General features: G+C 67.5%; 14 protein-coding genes. 7 read left to right on the top strand and 7 right to left on the bottom strand.

Features of this window, described 5'->3' with window-relative positions; translation table 11 throughout:
• Window positions 1-203: 203 nt before the first annotated feature.
• On the top strand, window positions 204-1,598 hold the full coding sequence (locus tag AC3WRR_RS33370) for an aminotransferase-like domain-containing protein (RefSeq protein WP_492299306.1): 1,395 nt from the start codon (window positions 204-206) through the stop codon (window positions 1,596-1,598).
• A gap of 21 nt (window positions 1,599-1,619) precedes the next feature.
• Here AC3WRR_RS33370 and AC3WRR_RS33365 read toward each other — a convergent pair whose 3' ends face one another.
• Entirely contained in the window at window positions 1,620-2,549 is a 930-nt protein-coding gene (locus AC3WRR_RS33365) for a LysR substrate-binding domain-containing protein (protein ID WP_492299304.1), read from the bottom strand.
• Between the two features lie 166 nt (window positions 2,550-2,715).
• Here AC3WRR_RS33365 and AC3WRR_RS33360 point away from each other — a divergent pair, with 166 nt between their 5' ends.
• From AC3WRR_RS33360 to AC3WRR_RS33335, 6 genes are all read left to right on the top strand, one after another.
• A complete protein-coding gene (locus AC3WRR_RS33360) occupies window positions 2,716-3,708 on the top strand; it encodes a Bug family tripartite tricarboxylate transporter substrate binding protein (protein WP_492299302.1) in 993 nt (330 codons plus the stop codon).
• 35 nt (window positions 3,709-3,743) lie between these two features.
• The gene (locus AC3WRR_RS33355) at window positions 3,744-4,955 is read left to right on the top strand and encodes an aminotransferase-like domain-containing protein (protein ID WP_058697241.1); all 1,212 of its coding nucleotides are present in this window, start codon (window positions 3,744-3,746) and stop codon (window positions 4,953-4,955) included.
• 91 nt (window positions 4,956-5,046) lie between these two features.
• Window positions 5,047-5,652 (top strand): glutathione S-transferase family protein, encoded by a 606-nt coding sequence (locus AC3WRR_RS33350; protein ID WP_010811611.1) that lies wholly within the window; start codon window positions 5,047-5,049, stop codon window positions 5,650-5,652.
• Window positions 5,653-5,905: 253 nt separating this feature from the next.
• Window positions 5,906-6,397 carry a VOC family protein gene (locus tag AC3WRR_RS33345; protein WP_010811612.1) on the top strand — a complete coding sequence of 164 codons (492 nt, stop codon included), beginning with the start codon at window positions 5,906-5,908 and terminating at the stop codon, window positions 6,395-6,397.
• Between the two features lie 80 nt (window positions 6,398-6,477).
• The gene (locus tag AC3WRR_RS33340; protein WP_010811613.1) at window positions 6,478-6,732 is read left to right on the top strand and encodes a hypothetical protein; all 255 of its coding nucleotides are present in this window, start codon (window positions 6,478-6,480) and stop codon (window positions 6,730-6,732) included.
• A 91-nt stretch (window positions 6,733-6,823) separates the two neighbouring features.
• Entirely contained in the window at window positions 6,824-9,190 is a 2,367-nt protein-coding gene (locus tag AC3WRR_RS33335) for a DNA polymerase II (RefSeq protein WP_492299300.1), read from the top strand.
• A 38-nt stretch (window positions 9,191-9,228) separates the two neighbouring features.
• Here the strand turns inward: AC3WRR_RS33335 and AC3WRR_RS33330 are convergent, their stop codons facing one another.
• The 6 genes from AC3WRR_RS33330 to AC3WRR_RS33305 all read right to left on the bottom strand — a co-directional run bounded on the left by AC3WRR_RS33330 (window position 9,229) and on the right by AC3WRR_RS33305 (window position 15,776).
• Entirely contained in the window at window positions 9,229-10,209 is a 981-nt protein-coding gene (locus AC3WRR_RS33330) for a tripartite tricarboxylate transporter substrate binding protein (protein WP_492299298.1), read from the bottom strand.
• 39 nt (window positions 10,210-10,248) lie between these two features.
• Window positions 10,249-10,986, bottom strand: coding sequence for an enoyl-CoA hydratase/isomerase family protein (locus tag AC3WRR_RS33325; RefSeq protein WP_058697239.1), 738 nt, complete (start codon window positions 10,984-10,986; stop codon window positions 10,249-10,251).
• 45 nt (window positions 10,987-11,031) lie between these two features.
• Complete coding sequence (locus AC3WRR_RS33320; protein ID WP_058697238.1) at window positions 11,032-13,146, bottom strand: acetate--CoA ligase family protein; 2,115 nt, start codon at window positions 13,144-13,146, stop codon at window positions 11,032-11,034.
• 64 nt (window positions 13,147-13,210) lie between these two features.
• Entirely contained in the window at window positions 13,211-13,987 is a 777-nt protein-coding gene (locus AC3WRR_RS33315; RefSeq protein ID WP_234788152.1) for an enoyl-CoA hydratase/isomerase family protein, read from the bottom strand.
• Window positions 13,984-14,586 (bottom strand): cysteine dioxygenase family protein, encoded by a 603-nt coding sequence (locus AC3WRR_RS33310; RefSeq protein ID WP_058697237.1) that lies wholly within the window; start codon window positions 14,584-14,586, stop codon window positions 13,984-13,986. The genes AC3WRR_RS33315 and AC3WRR_RS33310 overlap by 4 nt, the downstream gene beginning before the upstream one ends.
• Window positions 14,583-15,776, bottom strand: a complete 1,194-nt coding sequence (locus tag AC3WRR_RS33305) for a CaiB/BaiF CoA transferase family protein (protein WP_058697236.1) — start codon at window positions 15,774-15,776, stop codon at window positions 14,583-14,585. Before AC3WRR_RS33305 ends, AC3WRR_RS33310 begins: the two co-directional genes overlap by 4 nt.
• Window positions 15,777-15,790 lie beyond the last annotated feature (14 nt).

Below are 15,790 nucleotides of genomic sequence, written 5' to 3'. Positions count from 1 at the left end.
ATTCTTGTCTGCCGGCCCGGCAATAGGTTTGAGCATTTCGGACACCTTGGTTACGGATCACCGAAGGCTCCCGGCCACGCGCTCCGATTCAAGTGCTGGCTCAGCCCCACGCGGGCGTGGTTTGTATGGATTCCTTCGGTGATGTCTGGCATGCTAATGCAAGACAAAACCCATACATCGAAGAAATCTACCGGGCGAAATCCATGCAAGGAACCGATATCCGCGCCGAAGCCAGTGCCAAATGGGATCTTGAGATCACAACAGGTGGCGGCGCGCGCTACTTGCAGATCGTGGATTTCATCGAGCGGGCGATCGGCGAAGGCCGCCTGGTAGCCGGCGACCGCGTGCCGCCGCAGCGCAGCCTGGCCAAGTCCCTCCGCGTGGACCTGACCACCGTGACGCGTGCCTACAACGAGGCCAAGCGGCGGCATCTGATCGATGCCCGCGGGGCCCTCGGCACTTTCATTGCCGCGCCGCGGGCGGAGCTGGCGCGGGTGATCGACATGAGCATGAACGTGCCGCCGCCACCGGCGGGGCTGGATTTCCAGGACCTGTTGCGGCGCGGCCTGTCGCAGGTGCTGCTGCACAGCGACCCGCACCTGCTGATGACCTACCAGCTCGGCGGCGGCAGTGCTGCCGACCGGTCGGCCGGCACCCTCTGGCTCACGCAGATATTCGGGCAGGTCGCTACTGCGCGGCTCGTGGTGTGCCCGGGCGCCCAGGCTGCGCTGGCCGCCGTGATCCTGGCCCGGACCCGGCCTGGCGATGCGATCGTGAGTGAGCCGCTGGCCTACCCAGGCATTCGCGCGGCCGCGGCACAGCTCGGGCGGCGCGTGATCATCGCGCCGGTCGACGCCGACGGGATGCTCCCCGACGCCCTCGAGGCGGCCCGTGCCGACGGTGCCACGCTGGCCTACCTCAATCCGACCGCCCAGAATCCAACTACGCACACCATGCCGGCCTCACGCCGGGAGGCTATCGCCAGGGCCGCGGCGCACTGTGATGTCACCTTGCTGGAGGATGATCCCTACTGGCTGCTGACGCCGTCAGCGCCGCCGCCGCTGTCCAGCTTCGCTCCCGAGCGCACGTACTATGTCTCGACCCTGTCCAAGACCCTCAGTCCGGGGCTGCGGACCGCGTATGTCATGCTGCCGGAGGGCAGGCGCGGCGACGATCTGCTGGCATCGCTGCGGGCCTTCGCGCTGATGGCGGCACCGATGACCGCCGCCCTGGCGACCCAATGGATCCACGATGGCTCGGCCATGCATCTGCTCGACGGCATCAGGACCGAAGCGTTGGCCAGATGCGCGCTGGCAAGCCGGTGGCTGAGCGGGATCGGCCAGCTCCCGCCCAGCGCCATTCACGCATGGCACCGCTTGCCGGAGCACTGGTCGGCGCAGCAGCTCACCCGGGCCGCGCTGGCGGAGGACCTGCGCGTGACGCCGTCCGACGCGTTCTGGGAGGGGCCCAACGCGCCGACTGCCATCCGCATCTCGCTCGGTGGCGTGGAGGACCGCGCGCAACTATCGGCCGCGCTGCGCAGGCTGGCCGCATTGCTGGAACGCCGGCCGACGCCGGGGCTGGAAATGGTGGTGTGAGTTGCGGCGTGAGTCGGCTGGCTACTTGCCCACATCGTCCGCAGTCGCGGACTGCCTTGTCGCAAACTCGCCCGCGGCTTCCAGCAGCCACTCGCGCAGCCGCTGCATCGCCTCGCTCATCGGCCGGGTATCCGGCGAGACCAGGTGATACGCGCTCGTGGAGCGCTGCGAATGGGCGACGGGCATGACCAGCTGGCGGTTTGCCAGGTATTCCCCCACGAGGAAGCGCGGCACCAGGCCAACGCCCAGCCTGGCGCGTGCGGCGGCGATGACCATGGAATGGTGGTCGAAGCGTGCGCCGCGCATGGCGTTGACGTCGTCGATGCCGGCCGCTTCCATCCATTGCTTCCAGCCGAGAATGCGTGTGGCGAGGTGCAGCAGCGGCGACCGGGCGATGTCATGTGGGCTGATCCGCTTTCTGCCGCCGAAGAAGTCCGGATGGCAGACCGCCACCGATTCTTCGTCGAACATCCGGTCGGCACGCGCGCCGGGATAGACCGCCTCGCCAAAGTGAATCGCCGCGTCGTAGGGGGTGCCGTCGAACAGGAAGATGTCTGACTGCGCGCTGATATTGACCACGATCCCCGGATGCCGCGCATAGAAGGCCGGCAGCCGCGGAATCAGCCACTCGACCGCCAGCGTGGGCACGCAGGCCAGCTCGACGGTGCCGCCCGCGCCCTCGTGCGCCATCAGGTCGAGCGTGTCGCGCTGCAGCTTGCGCAGCAACTCCCGCACCTGTCCGCTGTAGAGCGTGCCGGCCGCCGTCAGCGTGATGCGCTGGTTGGCGCGGTGGAACAGCTGCACGCCCAGCAGCGCTTCCAGCGACGCAATCTGGCGCGACACCGCGCTCTCGGTGATAAACAGGTCCGCCGCCGCGCGGCGCAGGTTCAGGTGCAGCGCGGCGGCCTCGAAGGCGCGCAGGCTGGACAGGCTGGGAAGTCGTTGCCGCATCGGGGAAGGGCTGGGTTGATGATTTTAGGTCATCATCCTATACGGAAATCTCGCTTGAAAGCTTGGAGTTGATGAGAAATCATTCGATCCTTGCGTTGCCGCCTCCTCCCGGCATCGTCATCACGACAACCTCATAACGACAACCATCAGGTAGACAGGAGACTGCATGAAACACTTGTTCAGCGCGCTCGCCGCCGGCACCCTTGCATTCGGCGCGACCATGCCCGGCATCGCCGGCGCGCTCGAGTTCCCGGCCAAGCCGGTGCGCATCATCGTGCCGTACCCGCCGGGCGGCACCACCGACATGGTGGCCCGGCTGATCGGCGAGCAACTGGCCACGCAATGGAAGCAGTCGGTGGTGGTCGACAACCGCCCCGGCGCGGGCGGCATCGTCGGCACCGGCACGGCCGCCAAGTCCACGGCGGACGGCTACACCCTGCTGATGGGCTCGGTGGGCGAGTTCGCCATCAACCCGGCCTTGTACAAGAAGCTGCCCTATGATGCCGACGCCGACTTCGCGCCGGTCGCGATGGTGGCGCGCGTACCCAACGTGGTGGTGCTGTCGCCGGCGTTTGCGGAACGCGCGCGCGTGCAGACGCTGCCCGAGTTCATCGCCTACCTGAAAGCCAATCCCAAGCGCGTCAACATGGCGTCGGCCGGAAATGGCACGTCCACGCACCTCGCGGGCGAGCTGTTCCAGCGCATGACCAGCACGGAGATGAGCCACGTCGCCTACAAGGGCAGCAGCCCGGCCATCGCCGACCTGATGGGCGGCAGCGTCGACGTGATGTTCGACAACCTGCCGGCGTCGCTGCCGTTTATCCGCTCCGGCAAGCTCAGGCCGCTGGCCGTGACCACGCCGGCGCGCTCGTCGGCGCTTCCGAATGTGCCGACGGTCGCCGCCGCGGGCCCCGTCCCCGGCTTTGATGCCAGCCCTTGGTTCGGCCTGCTTGCGCCGCGCGGGGTGCCCACGGCGGTGGCGCAGAAGATCAGCCAGGACCTGACGCGCGTGCTCAACGAGCCAGGCGTGCAGGCGAAAATGCGCGAGCTGGGCGCGGAACCGGCGCCCAGCTCGCCGGAGGCATTTGCCGACGTGTTGAAGAAGGACCGCCAGAAGTGGGGCGAGATCGTTCGCCTGTCCGGTGCTTCGGTGGACTGAAGCACGCCCATGTCCAGCACGTTCTGCATCCGCTCATGACTTCCGACGCCGCTTATCCCTTCGTCCCCGCGCTGCGCAACCCGGCTGGCTCTCCGATCCGGGAACTGTTCAAGTACCTGTCCGACCCCGGGATGATCTCTTTCGCCGGCGGCTACCCGTCCGCCGCGCTGTTCGATGTCGACGGCATTGGCGCGGCCTCGGCGGCGGTGCTGCGCGAGCGGCCCGCCGAATGCCTGCAGTACGGCGCCACCGAAGGCGCGCCGGCGCTGCGCCAGGTGCTGGCGTCGTTGATGGCCGGGCGCGGCGCGCCCGTGGCCCAGGACGAACTGCTCGTGACCAGCGGCTCGCAGCAGGGCTTCGATTTCCTCGCGCGCGCGCTGGTCGAGCCCGGCAGCGTGGTGCTGGTCGAGGAGCCGACCTATTCCGCGACGCTGCAGGCCTTGCGGCTGGCCGGCGCCGACGTACGCGGCGTGCCATCTGATCACGACGGCATGGACGTGGCTGCACTCGAAGCCATGCTGGCCGACCCGTCGTTGCGCCCCCGGCTGATCTATACGGTGCCGACCTTCGCCAACCCCACCGGCGCCACGCTGTCGCCCGCACGACGGCTGCAGCTGCTGAAGCTGGTGGCGCGGCACCGCGTGGTGCTGGTCGAGGACGATCCCTACGGGGCGCTCAGCTTCGATGGCGCGCCGCCGCCTTCGCTGCTGGCGCTGTGCGCGTCGGTCCCCGAGGCGCGGCCGTGGCTGGTGCATCTGGCCAGCCTGTCGAAGACGCTGGCCCCCGGCCTGAGGATCGGCTGGATGGTCGCCGCGCCCGAGATCGTGCGCCGCGCGGTGATTGCCAAGCAGGTATCCGACCTGTGCACGCCGCCATGGATCCAGCTGGCCGCGGCGCAGTATCTGGAAGCGGGCGGGCTGCCGGCACAGGTCGCGCGGGAAGTCGCGGCCTATCGCGACAAGCGCGACCAGCTCGCGGCGGCGCTGCGCCAGGCCTTTGGTGACCGCATCCGTTTCGCATCGCCGGCGGGAGGGATGTTCCTTTGGGCCGCGCTGGATGGCATCGACGATGCTGCCGCACTGCTGCCGCACGCGATCGCGGAAAAGGTGCTGTTCGTCCCGGGTGCCGGATTCTATGTGGAGCAGCGCCAGCGCGCCGCGTTCCGGCTGTCGTTTGCGAGCACGAACCTGGCGCAGATCGGGGAGGGCGTCGCACGGCTCGCGCGGGCGGTCGAGCTGGCCGGGTGAGGGCTTTCACAACGGAAGCGGTTTGTGGCGGCTGGCGGATGCTATCCTGCTGCGGTCGAAACCACGCGGTCGAACGCGGCAGGAGGACGGTATGACCATGACGCTCTACTACAACCCCCAAAGCCGCGCCTCGGTGGCGCGCTGGATGCTGGAGGAGGTCGGGGCTGAGTACAAGCTGCAGCACATCGATTTCACCAAGGGCGAGAGCCGCGCGCCGGAGTTCCTGGCGGTCAACCCGATGGGGAAGATTCCAACGCTGGTCTTGCATGACGGCACGGTCCTGACCGAGAACGGCGCGATCATCGCCTGGCTGGCGGATGCCTTTCCGCAGGCCGGGTTGATGCCGCCTGCAGGCTCGTCCGCGCGCGGCACGGTGCTGCGGTGGCTGTTCTTCTGCGGCAGTTGCTTCGAACCCGCGCTGACTGACCGGATGATGCGCAAAGAGGCGCCGCTGCCGAAGCAGGCGGTCGGCTGGGGCGACTATGACGATGTGATCGACGCCATCGAGCAAGCCCTGACGCCCGGCCCCTTCGTGCTCGGCGCGACCTTCAGCGCGGCGGACATCTATCTCGGTGCCTCGCTGGCATGGGCGGGCCGATTCGGTGCGCCGCGCATCAGCGAGAGCGCGTGCATCCAGGACTACGTCAAGCGGATCACCGCGCGCGACGCGTTCGTGCGCGCGGCGGAGGCCCAGTGAGACGCGAGAAGTCCTGCGGCATCAGCCCAGCGCGATGTTCGCCTTGCTGATCAACTCGCCCCGGCGCTGGGTCTCGAAGCGCACCAGCCTGGCATAGTCGGCACTGGCGCCGGGCAGCGGCGACGCCCCTTGGACAGAGGCCGCTGGCGGCTCCTCAGCTCGCCCTTTGCGCGGCCTGCGCCCGCCACCGGAATATGAGACATTGGAGTCCCGGTGGCGGATTCCCGGTGCTCGACTTTCCAGGAGACACATCATGCAAAGCAAGAACACGATCTGCTTGTGGTACGACCGCGACGCCCTTGATGCCGCAAACTTCTATGCCGAGACATTCCCCGACAGCGCAGTCAGCGCCGTCCACCGTGCGCCGGGCGACTATCCCGACGGCAAGCAGGGCGATGTCCTGACGGTCGAGTTCACCGTCGCCGGCATTCCCTGCCTCGGGCTGAACGGCGGCCCGCATTTCAAGCACAACGAGGCCTTCTCTTTTCAGATTGCGACGGACGACCAGGCCGAAACCGACCGCTTGTGGAATGCGATCGTCGGCAATGGCGGCCAGGAAAGCGAATGCGGCTGGTGCAAGGACCGCTGGGGACTGTCATGGCAGATCACCCCGCGCGCGCTCAGCGCGGCGATAACCGACCCCGACCGTGCGGCGGCCAAGCGCGCATTCGACGCCATGATGACGATGAAAAAGATTGATATCGCCGCGATCGAGGCGGCACGGCAGGGCAAAAGCCCATCCTAGAATTAAGGTAGGGCGTCTCAGTGCCAACCGCAAAGGGGGCTGGGGCAGGGCCGCTCCTCCATCGACTGGGAGAGACCATCATGAGTCGTTTGCTGCTAGGCAACATCGAACCTGGCACCTCGGACGAGGAAATCGCGGCCTTCCTGGAAAAGTACGGGTTTCCTCCGTTCGACAGCCTCGAACATGAGGAGGGCGATGGCTCGCAGCCTGCCGTGCTGCTGACCTATGGCAGCCTCGACCCCATGGTGCTGGGCAAATTGCAGCAGCGTATCCATCATATGTACTGGAAGAAGCGCGAATTGACCGCTGCTATCCTGCACGACCGTTTTGCGTGAACCGAAGATGCCACGGGGTGGCTTACGCGGCTCACGCACCCGGCCCATCCGCTAGAATCCCGACCGGTAGCCGTTTCCCAATGTACCTAACGTGGCACTTCAGCAGGGTTTCATCCTGACCCGACATTGGCGCGATACGCCGGCCGGCACCGAAGTCGAATTCTGGCTGGCGACCGATGATGGTCCGCGCCACCTGCACCTGTCCTGTCAGCCGTCAGTCGCGTTTATCCCCGAGTCGCAGCGCGAGCGTGCCGAGGCGCTGCTGCGCCGCGAGCGCGAGGTCGAGCTGCGCCCGCTCAAGCTCCAGGATTTCCAGCGCCGGCCCGTACTGGGCCTGTACTGCCGCCAGCATCGGCAACTGATCCAGCTCGGCCGCTCATTGCGCGACGCCGGCGTGGATGTCTACGAAGCCGATATCCGCCCGCCCGAACGCTACCTGATGGAGCGCTTCATCACCGCCCCGGTCTGGTTCGACGGCGAGCCGGACCCCGGCGGCGCGCTGCGCAATGCCCAGATGAAGCCGTCGGAGTGCTACCGGCCCAAGTTGCGCCTGGTCTCGCTCGATATCGAGACCAACGCGTTCGGCGAACTCTATTCGATTGGGCTCGAAGGCTGCGGCCAGCGCCAGGTCTACATGCTGGGTGCGGCGCCGCAAATGCCCGCCGACGTCGATTTCTCGCTCGAGTACTGCGCCACGCGGCCCGAGTTGCTGGAAAAGCTGAACCAGTGGCTGGCCGATCACGATCCCGACGCGATCATCGGCTGGAATCTGGTCCAGTTCGACCTGCGCGTGCTGCACGAGCATGCGCGCAAGTTCCAGCTTCCGCTGCGCCTCGGCCGCGGCGGTGCCGAGATGGAATGGCGCGAGCACAACGCCCAGCAGCACTATTTCGCCAGCGCACCAGGCCGGTTGATCATCGACGGCATCGAGGCGCTGCGTTCCGCCACGTGGAGCTTCCCGTCGTTCAGCCTCGAATCGGTGGCGCAGACGCTGCTGGGCGAGGGCAAGGCGGTCGACAACCCGTACGACCGCATGGACGCCATCGACCGCATGTTCGAGCAGGACAAGCCGGCGCTGGCGCGCTATAACCTGCGCGATTGCGAACTGGTCACGCGGATCTTCGAAAAGACGGAGCTGTTGCCGTTCCTGCTGGAGCGCGCCACGGTCACGGGCCTGCCGGCCGACCGGAATGGCGGCTCGGTCGCCGCCTTCACGCATCTCTACATGCCGCTGATGCACCGCCAGGGGTATGTCGCGCCCAACCTCGGCGAGAAGGCGCCCGAGGCCAGCCCGGGCGGCTTCGTCATGGACTCGCGGCCGGGGCTCTACGAATCGGTGCTTGTGCTGGACTACAAGAGCCTCTACCCGTCGATCATCCGGACCTTCCTGATCGACCCGATCGGGCTGGTCGAGGGCCTGGCGCATCCGGACGATGCCGATTCGCTGCCTGGCTTCCGCGGTGCGCGGTTTTCCCGGACGAAGCACTGCCTGCCGGCGATCGTGGCCAGAGTCTGGCAAGGCCGCGAGGCCGCCAAGCGCGACCGGAACAAGCCGCTCTCGCAGGCGCTCAAGATCATCATGAACGCGTTCTACGGCGTGCTCGGGTCCAGCGGTTGCCGGTTCTTCGACGCGCGGCTGGCGTCGTCGATCACCATGCGCGGGCACGAGATCATGCGGCAGACCCGCGCGCTGATCGAGGCCCGCGGCTATGAGGTGATCTATGGCGACACGGATTCCACATTCGTCTGGCTGCGCCGCGCGCGAACGGAAGCCGATGCCAGGCAGATCGGCCGTAGCCTGGTCGCCTACGTCAACGACTGGTGGCGCGACCACCTCTGGCAGACTTATGGACTGGAAAGCGCGCTGGAACTCCAGTTCGAAACGCACTTCCGGCGCTTCCTGATGCCGACCATCCGCGGCACGGACCTTGGCAGCAAGAAGCGCTATGCCGGCCAGGTCGAACGGCCTGACGGGAAGATCGAGATGGTGTTCAAGGGGCTTGAGACGGTGCGCACGGACTGGTCGCCGCTCGCCCAGCGTTTCCAGCAGACCCTTTACGAAAAGATCTTCAACCGCGAGCCGTACGCGGATTATGTGCGGGACATCGTGCGCCGCACCCTGGCCGGCGAGCTCGACGAGCAACTGGTCTATCGCAAGCGGCTGCGCCGCAAGCTCGATGATTACCAGCGCAACGTGCCGCCGCACGTCCGCGCCGCCCGTATCGCCGATGCCTATAACGAGCGCCAGGGACGTCCGCGCCAGTATCAGCATGGCGGCTGGATCAGCTACGTGATGACCGTTTCAGGGCCGGAGCCGCTTGAGACCCGGTCGGCGCCGGTCGACTATGGCCACTACGTCAACAAGCAGTTGCAGCCGATCGCCGATGCGATCCTGCCGTTCCTGGACGACGATTTCGAGACGCTGCTGGCTGGGCAGATGGCGCTCTTTCCGCAATAGCGGTAGCAGCGCGTGCCGCCATCAGCGCCATGCCGGCGCTATTCCAGCCGGATGTTTCCGTCCTTGATCAGCTGGCGATAGAAGGCGTCATCGGCGGCCAGCTGCCGGCTGAACTCTGCGGGGCCTTCGAAGGTCGGGTACTGGCTGAACTTCATCAGCTGCGCCTTGACATCGGGTGCCTTCAGCACCCGTTCCGCGGCGGCGGCGTACTGGCTGACCAGCGCGGGTGCCGTGCCCTTGGGCGCGTACAGCCCATACCAGCTCGGCAGCGAGTAATCCAGCTTCAGCTCGCGCAGCGTTGGCACATCCGGCAGGTCAGGGTGGCGCTCGGCGCCGGTCGAGGCCAGTGCCTTGAGCTTGCCTGTCTTGATCTGCTGCAAGGCCACCGGGTCGTACAGGACGTCGATGCGCCCTGCCAGCAGGTCATTCAGGGCTTCGGCCGACCCCTTGTAGGGGACATGCAGCATCTTCACGCCGGTCTTGATGCTCACCACTTCGCCCTGGAGATGGGTGAGGGTGCCCAGGCCGGCGGAACCATAACTGGACTTGTTGTTACTGCCTTTCGCGTACGCAATGAACTCGCGCATATCCCTGACGGGCAGGTCGCGCCGCGCGGCAACGATGCCGATGGTGGAGGTCAGCTTGGCGATCGGCACGAAGTCCTTGAACGGATCGTAGGGTACCTGGCGTAGGTGCGGGGTGATCACGTGCACGCCGGTCGGCGCCAGCAGCAGCGTGGTGCCGTCACCGGCGGCCGTCGCCACCGCTTGCGCACCGATGCTGCCGCCGGCACCGCCCCGGTTCTCGACGACAAAGGCGATGCCGGTATCGCGCGTCATGCGCTCGGCGAACAGCCGTGCCAGGTTGTCGGCATTGCCGCCAGCGGGATAGGGCACCACCACGCGCACCGGTCCCCTGGGCAGGGCGGCGGCAGCCCCGGCCGCGCCGGCCGGGGCAGGGGCGATCATGGCGCCCGCCAGGCCGAGCGCGGCCAATAGCGTCTTGTATCTGCTTGTCATCTGTTGTCTCCTCGCACGCCCCGCGGATGCCGGGCCGGTTCAACGGCCGCTGTAGCTGGCGGCTCTCTTTTCGCGGAAGGCGCGCATCCCTTCCTGGGTGTCGTCGCTGTCGCGCACCACGTTGAGTTCACGCAGAGCATCCGCCATCAGCTCCGACGGCCCCTTTGGCATGACCGATTGCGCCACGAAGCGCTTGAGCGTCTTGAGCACCAATGGCGCCGAGCGCGACAGTTCGTCCGCCATGGCCATGGCGGCCTCCACCTGCTGCCCGACCGGCACGACATCATTGACCAGGCCCACGTCGCGCGCGCGCTGCGCATCCACGGCCCGGCCCAGCAACATGATCTCCATGGCGACCTTGTGCGGAATCCGTGCCGCCAGGCCGGCGATCATGCCGCCGGTAAAGCCCAGCCGCGCCTCCGGATAGGAAAACCTGGTGTTGTCCGCGGCCACGGCCAGATCGCACATCATGTGCAGCACCATGGCGCCACCGACCACCCAGCCGGCAGTCGCCGCGATGATGGGCTTGTCGGTGACAAAGCCGGAACCTGGAATGCAGCGCCACAGTTCCGGCAGGTTGGTGACATCCGCGCCGGCCGAGAACGCGTCGTTGCCGGCGCCGGTGATCACTGCGATGCGCTGGCCGGATGCATCGAATTCCCGGAATCCCTGCTGCAGCAGTTCCGCGGTCTCCTTGCAGATGACGTTGCGCTTTTCAGGGCGGTTCAGCGTGAACAACGTGACCTTGCCGTGATGCTCGATCGTGACGATGCTCATGTCTTGTGTCTCCGTTCTTGGTTCAATTGACAGGGAATTGCCGGTTCAGTCCACGCGCACGCGCGCATCCACGGCCACGCAGCCTTGCCCTTGCACGCGGACCTTGAGCGGATTGACCTCGATTTCGAAGTCGCGCCCGCGCAGGGCGTCGGCCAGCCAGCCCATGCGCACCATGACGTCGGCCACGGCCTCGACATCGAGTGCGGGGCGTCCGCGGTAGGCCTGCAGCAGCGGCGCCAGCTTGAGACCCCGCAGTGCCGCCAGCGCCGTTTCTTGCGCCAGCGGCGCCGGCAGTAGCGCAACGTCGCGCAGCAGCTCCACCAGCACGCCGCCGCCGCCGACCAGCACCTGCGGCCCGAACTGCGGATCGCGCCGCACGCCGACGATCAGTTCCACCTCGCCCGCCTCCTGGGCCTGCAGGTAGAAGCCGGTGACATGCGCGTGCGGCAGGCTCGCGCTGATGCGCCGGTGCATGGCTTCAAGCCCGCCGCGCAGCGCGTCGGCATCCGCCACATTCAGCAGCACGCCGCCCACATCGGACTTGTGCACGATGTCAGGCGACACCACCTTCGCCACCATCGGGAAGCCGATCACCTGGCTGCCGGCCACCGCGGCGTCGATATCGGGAAACACCTGGCCACGGTTCACGGGTACACCGATTGCCTGCAGCAGCGCCTTGGATTCGGATTCACCCAGCGCACCGCGGGCGTCGGGCAGGCTGGCAAGGTCGAGTCCGAGCGGTTGCGGCGCAGGTGCCGCCTGCCAGGCTGACCAGCGGCGCCAGCCGTCGAGCGCTGCCACCGCTTCGCCCAGGCTGTTGGTGAACGGCACACCGCAGCCGATCAGCACCTTGCGCGCGGCCGTGGCTGCCATGCCCGGCTGCATCACGAACAGCAGCGGCTTGCCGCTGTCCTGGCCGCCGGCGGCGAGCTGGCTGGTGATGGTCGCCACGTCGGGCGCCGTGGTCATCACTGCCAGGCACAGGTCGGCCTGTGCGTCGGCCATGGCAATCCCGGTGGTCTTGAAGCCCACGTCCACTGCCTCCGCGGCCTCCTCATGGCGGCGTCCGCCCAGGTCGATCGGGTTGTCCGCCTGGCCAGGAGAGTAATAGAGCGACAGCGCCTCGCGGGTGGGTTCGGCGAAGCGCGTCAGCGGAATGCCGGCTTCGGCCAGCCTGTCCGCGCTGAGCGCGCCGCCGCCGCCGGACGTGGTGACGATCACCGCCTGGTCGACGGTCTTGCCGGGGTAGCGGGCCATCGCCGCAGCCAGCACCAGCATGGCAGCCGGGTCATCCAGCAGCACGACATTCTCCTGCCGGCATACGGCTTGCAGGCTGGCAAAGTCGCCGGCCATGGAGGCGGTGTGCGAATACGCGGCCCGGCTGCCGTCGGCCGTCTTGCCGGCCTTGACGGCAAGCCAGGGCTTGCCCGCGGCGCGCGCCCGGCGCGCCAGCTGCACGAAACGCTCCGGCGACTTGATGCCTTCGATATAGGTGCAGATCACGCGCGTGCGCGGGTCGGCGATCAGGAACTCGACAAAGTCGCACAACTCCAGGTCGGCCTGGTTCCCCACGGACACGCAGTGCGTAAAGCCGATGCCGATCTCGTAGGCGCGGTCGAACAGCGTGGCCATCAGCGCGCCGCTCTGGCTGATAAAGCCGATCGGGCTCTCGATCAGGTTGTCCAATTCCAGCGCGGGCGAGGAGCACAGCACCAGCCTGTTGGCCGGGCTGATCAGCCCGAGGCAGTTCGGCCCGATCAGCCGCATGCCGCCGGCATTGGCGATCTCCACGATCTCGCGCTCCAGCGCGGCGCCCTCGGCGCCGGCATCCGAGAACTTGGACGTAATGATGATGCCGGCGCGCGCGCCGCGCGCCGCGCATGCCGCGATCTGGTCTTTCACCTTCGCCTGCGGCACGGCCATGATGACCATGTCGGGCGCCGCTGGCGTGGCGTCGATGCCGGGATAGGTCTTGAGGCCGAACAGCGTTTCGCGTGCCGGGTTGATCGGGTAGACCGCACCGTCGAAGTTGTGCTTGAGCAGCATGCGGTACAGGCGCCCGCCGAACTTGCCCTGGTCTTCGGACGCACCGATCACCGCAACCGAGCGCGGATTGAGCAGCGCAGCCAGGTTGTCGGCCGATGTGGTGGCTGGGTTCATCTCTTGTCTCCTTCGCGATGTTCGCGTGGTCTTGTTGTGTCGTGTTGGCTGTTTGCCTGCCGCGTCAGCGCTTCATCGATGCGCGGTAGGCCGCGATGCGTGCCTTCAATCCTGGCCTTGCCGCCGAGCGCGCCAGGTCGGCCAGTTGCGACGCCTGGGCAAGCGCGAGTGCGCCATGCCCGCCCAGCGTGGCAGTCTGGATGGCGGCGTGGGTGGGGCAGTCCAGCCGGCGCGCGCTTGCAGCCAGGGCCGCCAGTGCCGCGGGGCGGTCTTCCGGCGCCACCAGCGCCGCGAATCCGGCGACAGCCGCGGCTTCGGCACCGACCACGGCGCCGCCGGCGATCCACTCGCGTGCGCGCGCCGCGCCTGTCAGCGCAGCCAGCCTGGCGCTGCCCAGCACCAGCCCGAACGCCGCACCCGGGAAGGCAATGTTGCTGCCAGGCTCGAGCCAGCGTTGTCCGCATGCGGCCACCAGGTCCGCGCCGGCGCCCATGGCCCGGCCCCGTACCAGCGCCACGGTGCTGAAGGGCGCCGCATGCACGGCCTGCAGCAGCAACTCGACACGGATGAAGCGCGCCAGCAGCGAATCGTCGCTCTCGCTGTCGAGGTTGCCGAGGTCGAATCCGGTGCAGAAATTCGGACCGTTCCCGGCGAGTACGAGCAGGCGGGTGCCGTCGTCGTGGCAGGCTTGCACGGCCTCGGCCAGCGCCGTCACCAGGCTGGCCGAGAGTGCATTGCCGCGCTCGGGACGGTCCAGCGTCAGCGTGGTTACGTCATCCTGCTTTTCAACCAGCAGCCCGTCCGGATGTGCCGGGAGGTTGGTCGCGTGCCCTTGCATCATGCGGTCGGCGCGGCCCAGAGATTGGGCACGAACGCGTTGGCATATCCCGAGATGAAGGGCTTGACGGCACCGGTGGCGCTGTCGAAGACATGGCGCCGGATGCGGCCGATATTGCCGCCGTACAGATGGATGCTGACCGAGACGCGGTCGTCGAACGCATTACTTACCCGATGCACGTCGCCCAGCGCGGGAGAGACCGCTGCCACCTGGCCTGCCGTCAGCCGCTGCGGCTCCCTGTCGGGCACCATCCGCCCGCCATTGTCACGATAGCGCTGGTCAATCTCGGCGCCGCGCAGCACGCCGATCAGGCCCCATACCGTATGGTCGTGCACCGGCGTCTGCTGGCCCGGGCCCCAGACGAAGCTGACGAGCGAGAACCGATCGAGCGGATCGCAATAGAGCAGGTGCTGCTGGTAGTAATCGGGATGCGGCAACGCCATTTCCGCCGGCAGCCAGTCGTCATGCGCGACCAGCGCCTGCATCGGTGCGGTGGCGGCGGCCAGCAACGCGGCTTCGTCGTGAGCGCGCGTCCTTGCCTGTTCCATCAGCCCGGTGATGGTGGCGACGAATCCCCGCAGCCGTTCGATGTTGTGCGTCATGATTCCTCCGCCGGCGAGATCGGGATGAGGTCGGATACCTGGTGGCGCGCGCGCACGTCCGCGCTGTGCTCGCCCAGGGCGGGTGGATCGCGGCGAATCGGCAGGCCCATGCCATCGAACCGCAGCGGCGACGCAAAGGTGCGCGTCCGGGTACCGCCTGGCAGCGTCAGCGGACGTACCCATGCCATGTGTTCGACCTGCGGGTCGGCCAGCGCGGCCGCGTAGTCGTTGATGCGGGCATGCGGCACACCGGCCGCGTTGAAAGCGGCAATCCAGTGCGAGACGCCGGCGCCGGCGAAGCGCGCTTCCAGCAGTGCCTTGAGTTCGTTCTGGTGGACGGCCCGATCGCTGGTGGTAGCAAAGCGCGGATCCTGTGCAAGTTCCGGCATCTCCACCACCGCCAGCACCGCCAGCCAGAGCTTGTGGTTGCCCGCTGCGATGGCGAAGTGGCCGTCGGCGGCCCGGTAGGCCTGGTAAGGCGCATTGCGTGGATGGGCCGACCCCAGCTTGACCGGGCTCTTGCCGTTGCCGAAGTACTCGCTGGTCTGCAGCGCCGCGATGCCAAGCGTGCACCCGTACATCGGCACATCGATATGCGTGCCAGCGCCACCGGCCCGCACACGCGTCAGCGCGCTGGCGATGGCGAATGCCGCATAGAGCCCCGAGGCGAAATCGGCCACCGGCACGCCGCACTTGACCGGCTCGCCGTCGGGCTCGCCGGTCACGCTCATCACGCCGGCCGCGGCCTGGATGGTCAGGTCGAAGCCGCCTTCGCCGGCGCGCGGCCCGCTCTGGCCGTACGCGGAGATCGAGCAGTACACCAGCGTTGGCTTGTGCTCCCGCATGCCGGCGAAGCCGAGGCCAAGGCGGTCCATGACGCCAGGGCGGTTGTTCTCGACCACGACGTCGGCGTCAAGGATCAGCTGCCGCGCCAGCGCCGCATCGGCGGGATCCTTCAGGTTGAGCGCGACGGACTGCTTGTTGCGGTTCAGCGAGGCGAAGTTCTCGGAGAAGCCGTTGGACAGCGGCGGCCACTGGCGCAGGGTGTCACCCTCGGGCGATTCCACCTTGACCACGTCGGCGCCCATGTCCGCGAGCAGCATGCCGCAGAACGGGCCGGCCGCCACCGTACAGAATTCCACCACCCTGACCCCTTTCAGGGGCAGGTCCCTCTCGTTCAGATCATCCATTGCAATGCCTTGGG

It is taken from the genome of Cupriavidus sp. FW305-3-2-15-C-LB2, from assembly GCF_058787575.1.
This window is presented reverse-complemented; position numbering and strand designations above follow the sequence as displayed.

Bases quoted from the DNA above. Each gene is read 5' to 3' on its own strand.
- AC3WRR_RS33330 (WP_492299298.1), bottom strand. From the start codon at position 10,209: ATGACAAGCAGATACAAGACGCTATTGGCCGCGCTCGGCCTGGCGGGC.
- AC3WRR_RS33370 (WP_492299306.1), top strand. From the start codon at position 204: ATGCAAGGAACCGATATCCGCGCCGAAGCCAGTGCCAAATGGGATCTT.
- AC3WRR_RS33340 (WP_010811613.1), top strand. From the start codon at position 6,478: ATGAGTCGTTTGCTGCTAGGCAACATCGAACCTGGCACCTCGGACGAG.
- AC3WRR_RS33325 (WP_058697239.1), bottom strand. From the start codon at position 10,986: ATGAGCATCGTCACGATCGAGCATCACGGCAAGGTCACGTTGTTCACG.
- AC3WRR_RS33360 (WP_492299302.1), top strand. From the start codon at position 2,716: ATGAAACACTTGTTCAGCGCGCTCGCCGCCGGCACCCTTGCATTCGGC.
- AC3WRR_RS33350 (WP_010811611.1), top strand. From the start codon at position 5,047: ATGACCATGACGCTCTACTACAACCCCCAAAGCCGCGCCTCGGTGGCG.
- AC3WRR_RS33315 (WP_234788152.1), bottom strand. From the start codon at position 13,987: ATGATGCAAGGGCACGCGACCAACCTCCCGGCACATCCGGACGGGCTG.
- AC3WRR_RS33310 (WP_058697237.1), bottom strand. From the start codon at position 14,586: ATGACGCACAACATCGAACGGCTGCGGGGATTCGTCGCCACCATCACC.
- AC3WRR_RS33355 (WP_058697241.1), top strand. From the start codon at position 3,744: ATGACTTCCGACGCCGCTTATCCCTTCGTCCCCGCGCTGCGCAACCCG.
- AC3WRR_RS33320 (WP_058697238.1), bottom strand. From the start codon at position 13,146: ATGAACCCAGCCACCACATCGGCCGACAACCTGGCTGCGCTGCTCAAT.
- AC3WRR_RS33365 (WP_492299304.1), bottom strand. From the start codon at position 2,549: ATGCGGCAACGACTTCCCAGCCTGTCCAGCCTGCGCGCCTTCGAGGCC.
- AC3WRR_RS33345 (WP_010811612.1), top strand. From the start codon at position 5,906: ATGCAAAGCAAGAACACGATCTGCTTGTGGTACGACCGCGACGCCCTT.
- AC3WRR_RS33305 (WP_058697236.1), bottom strand. From the start codon at position 15,776: ATGGATGATCTGAACGAGAGGGACCTGCCCCTGAAAGGGGTCAGGGTG.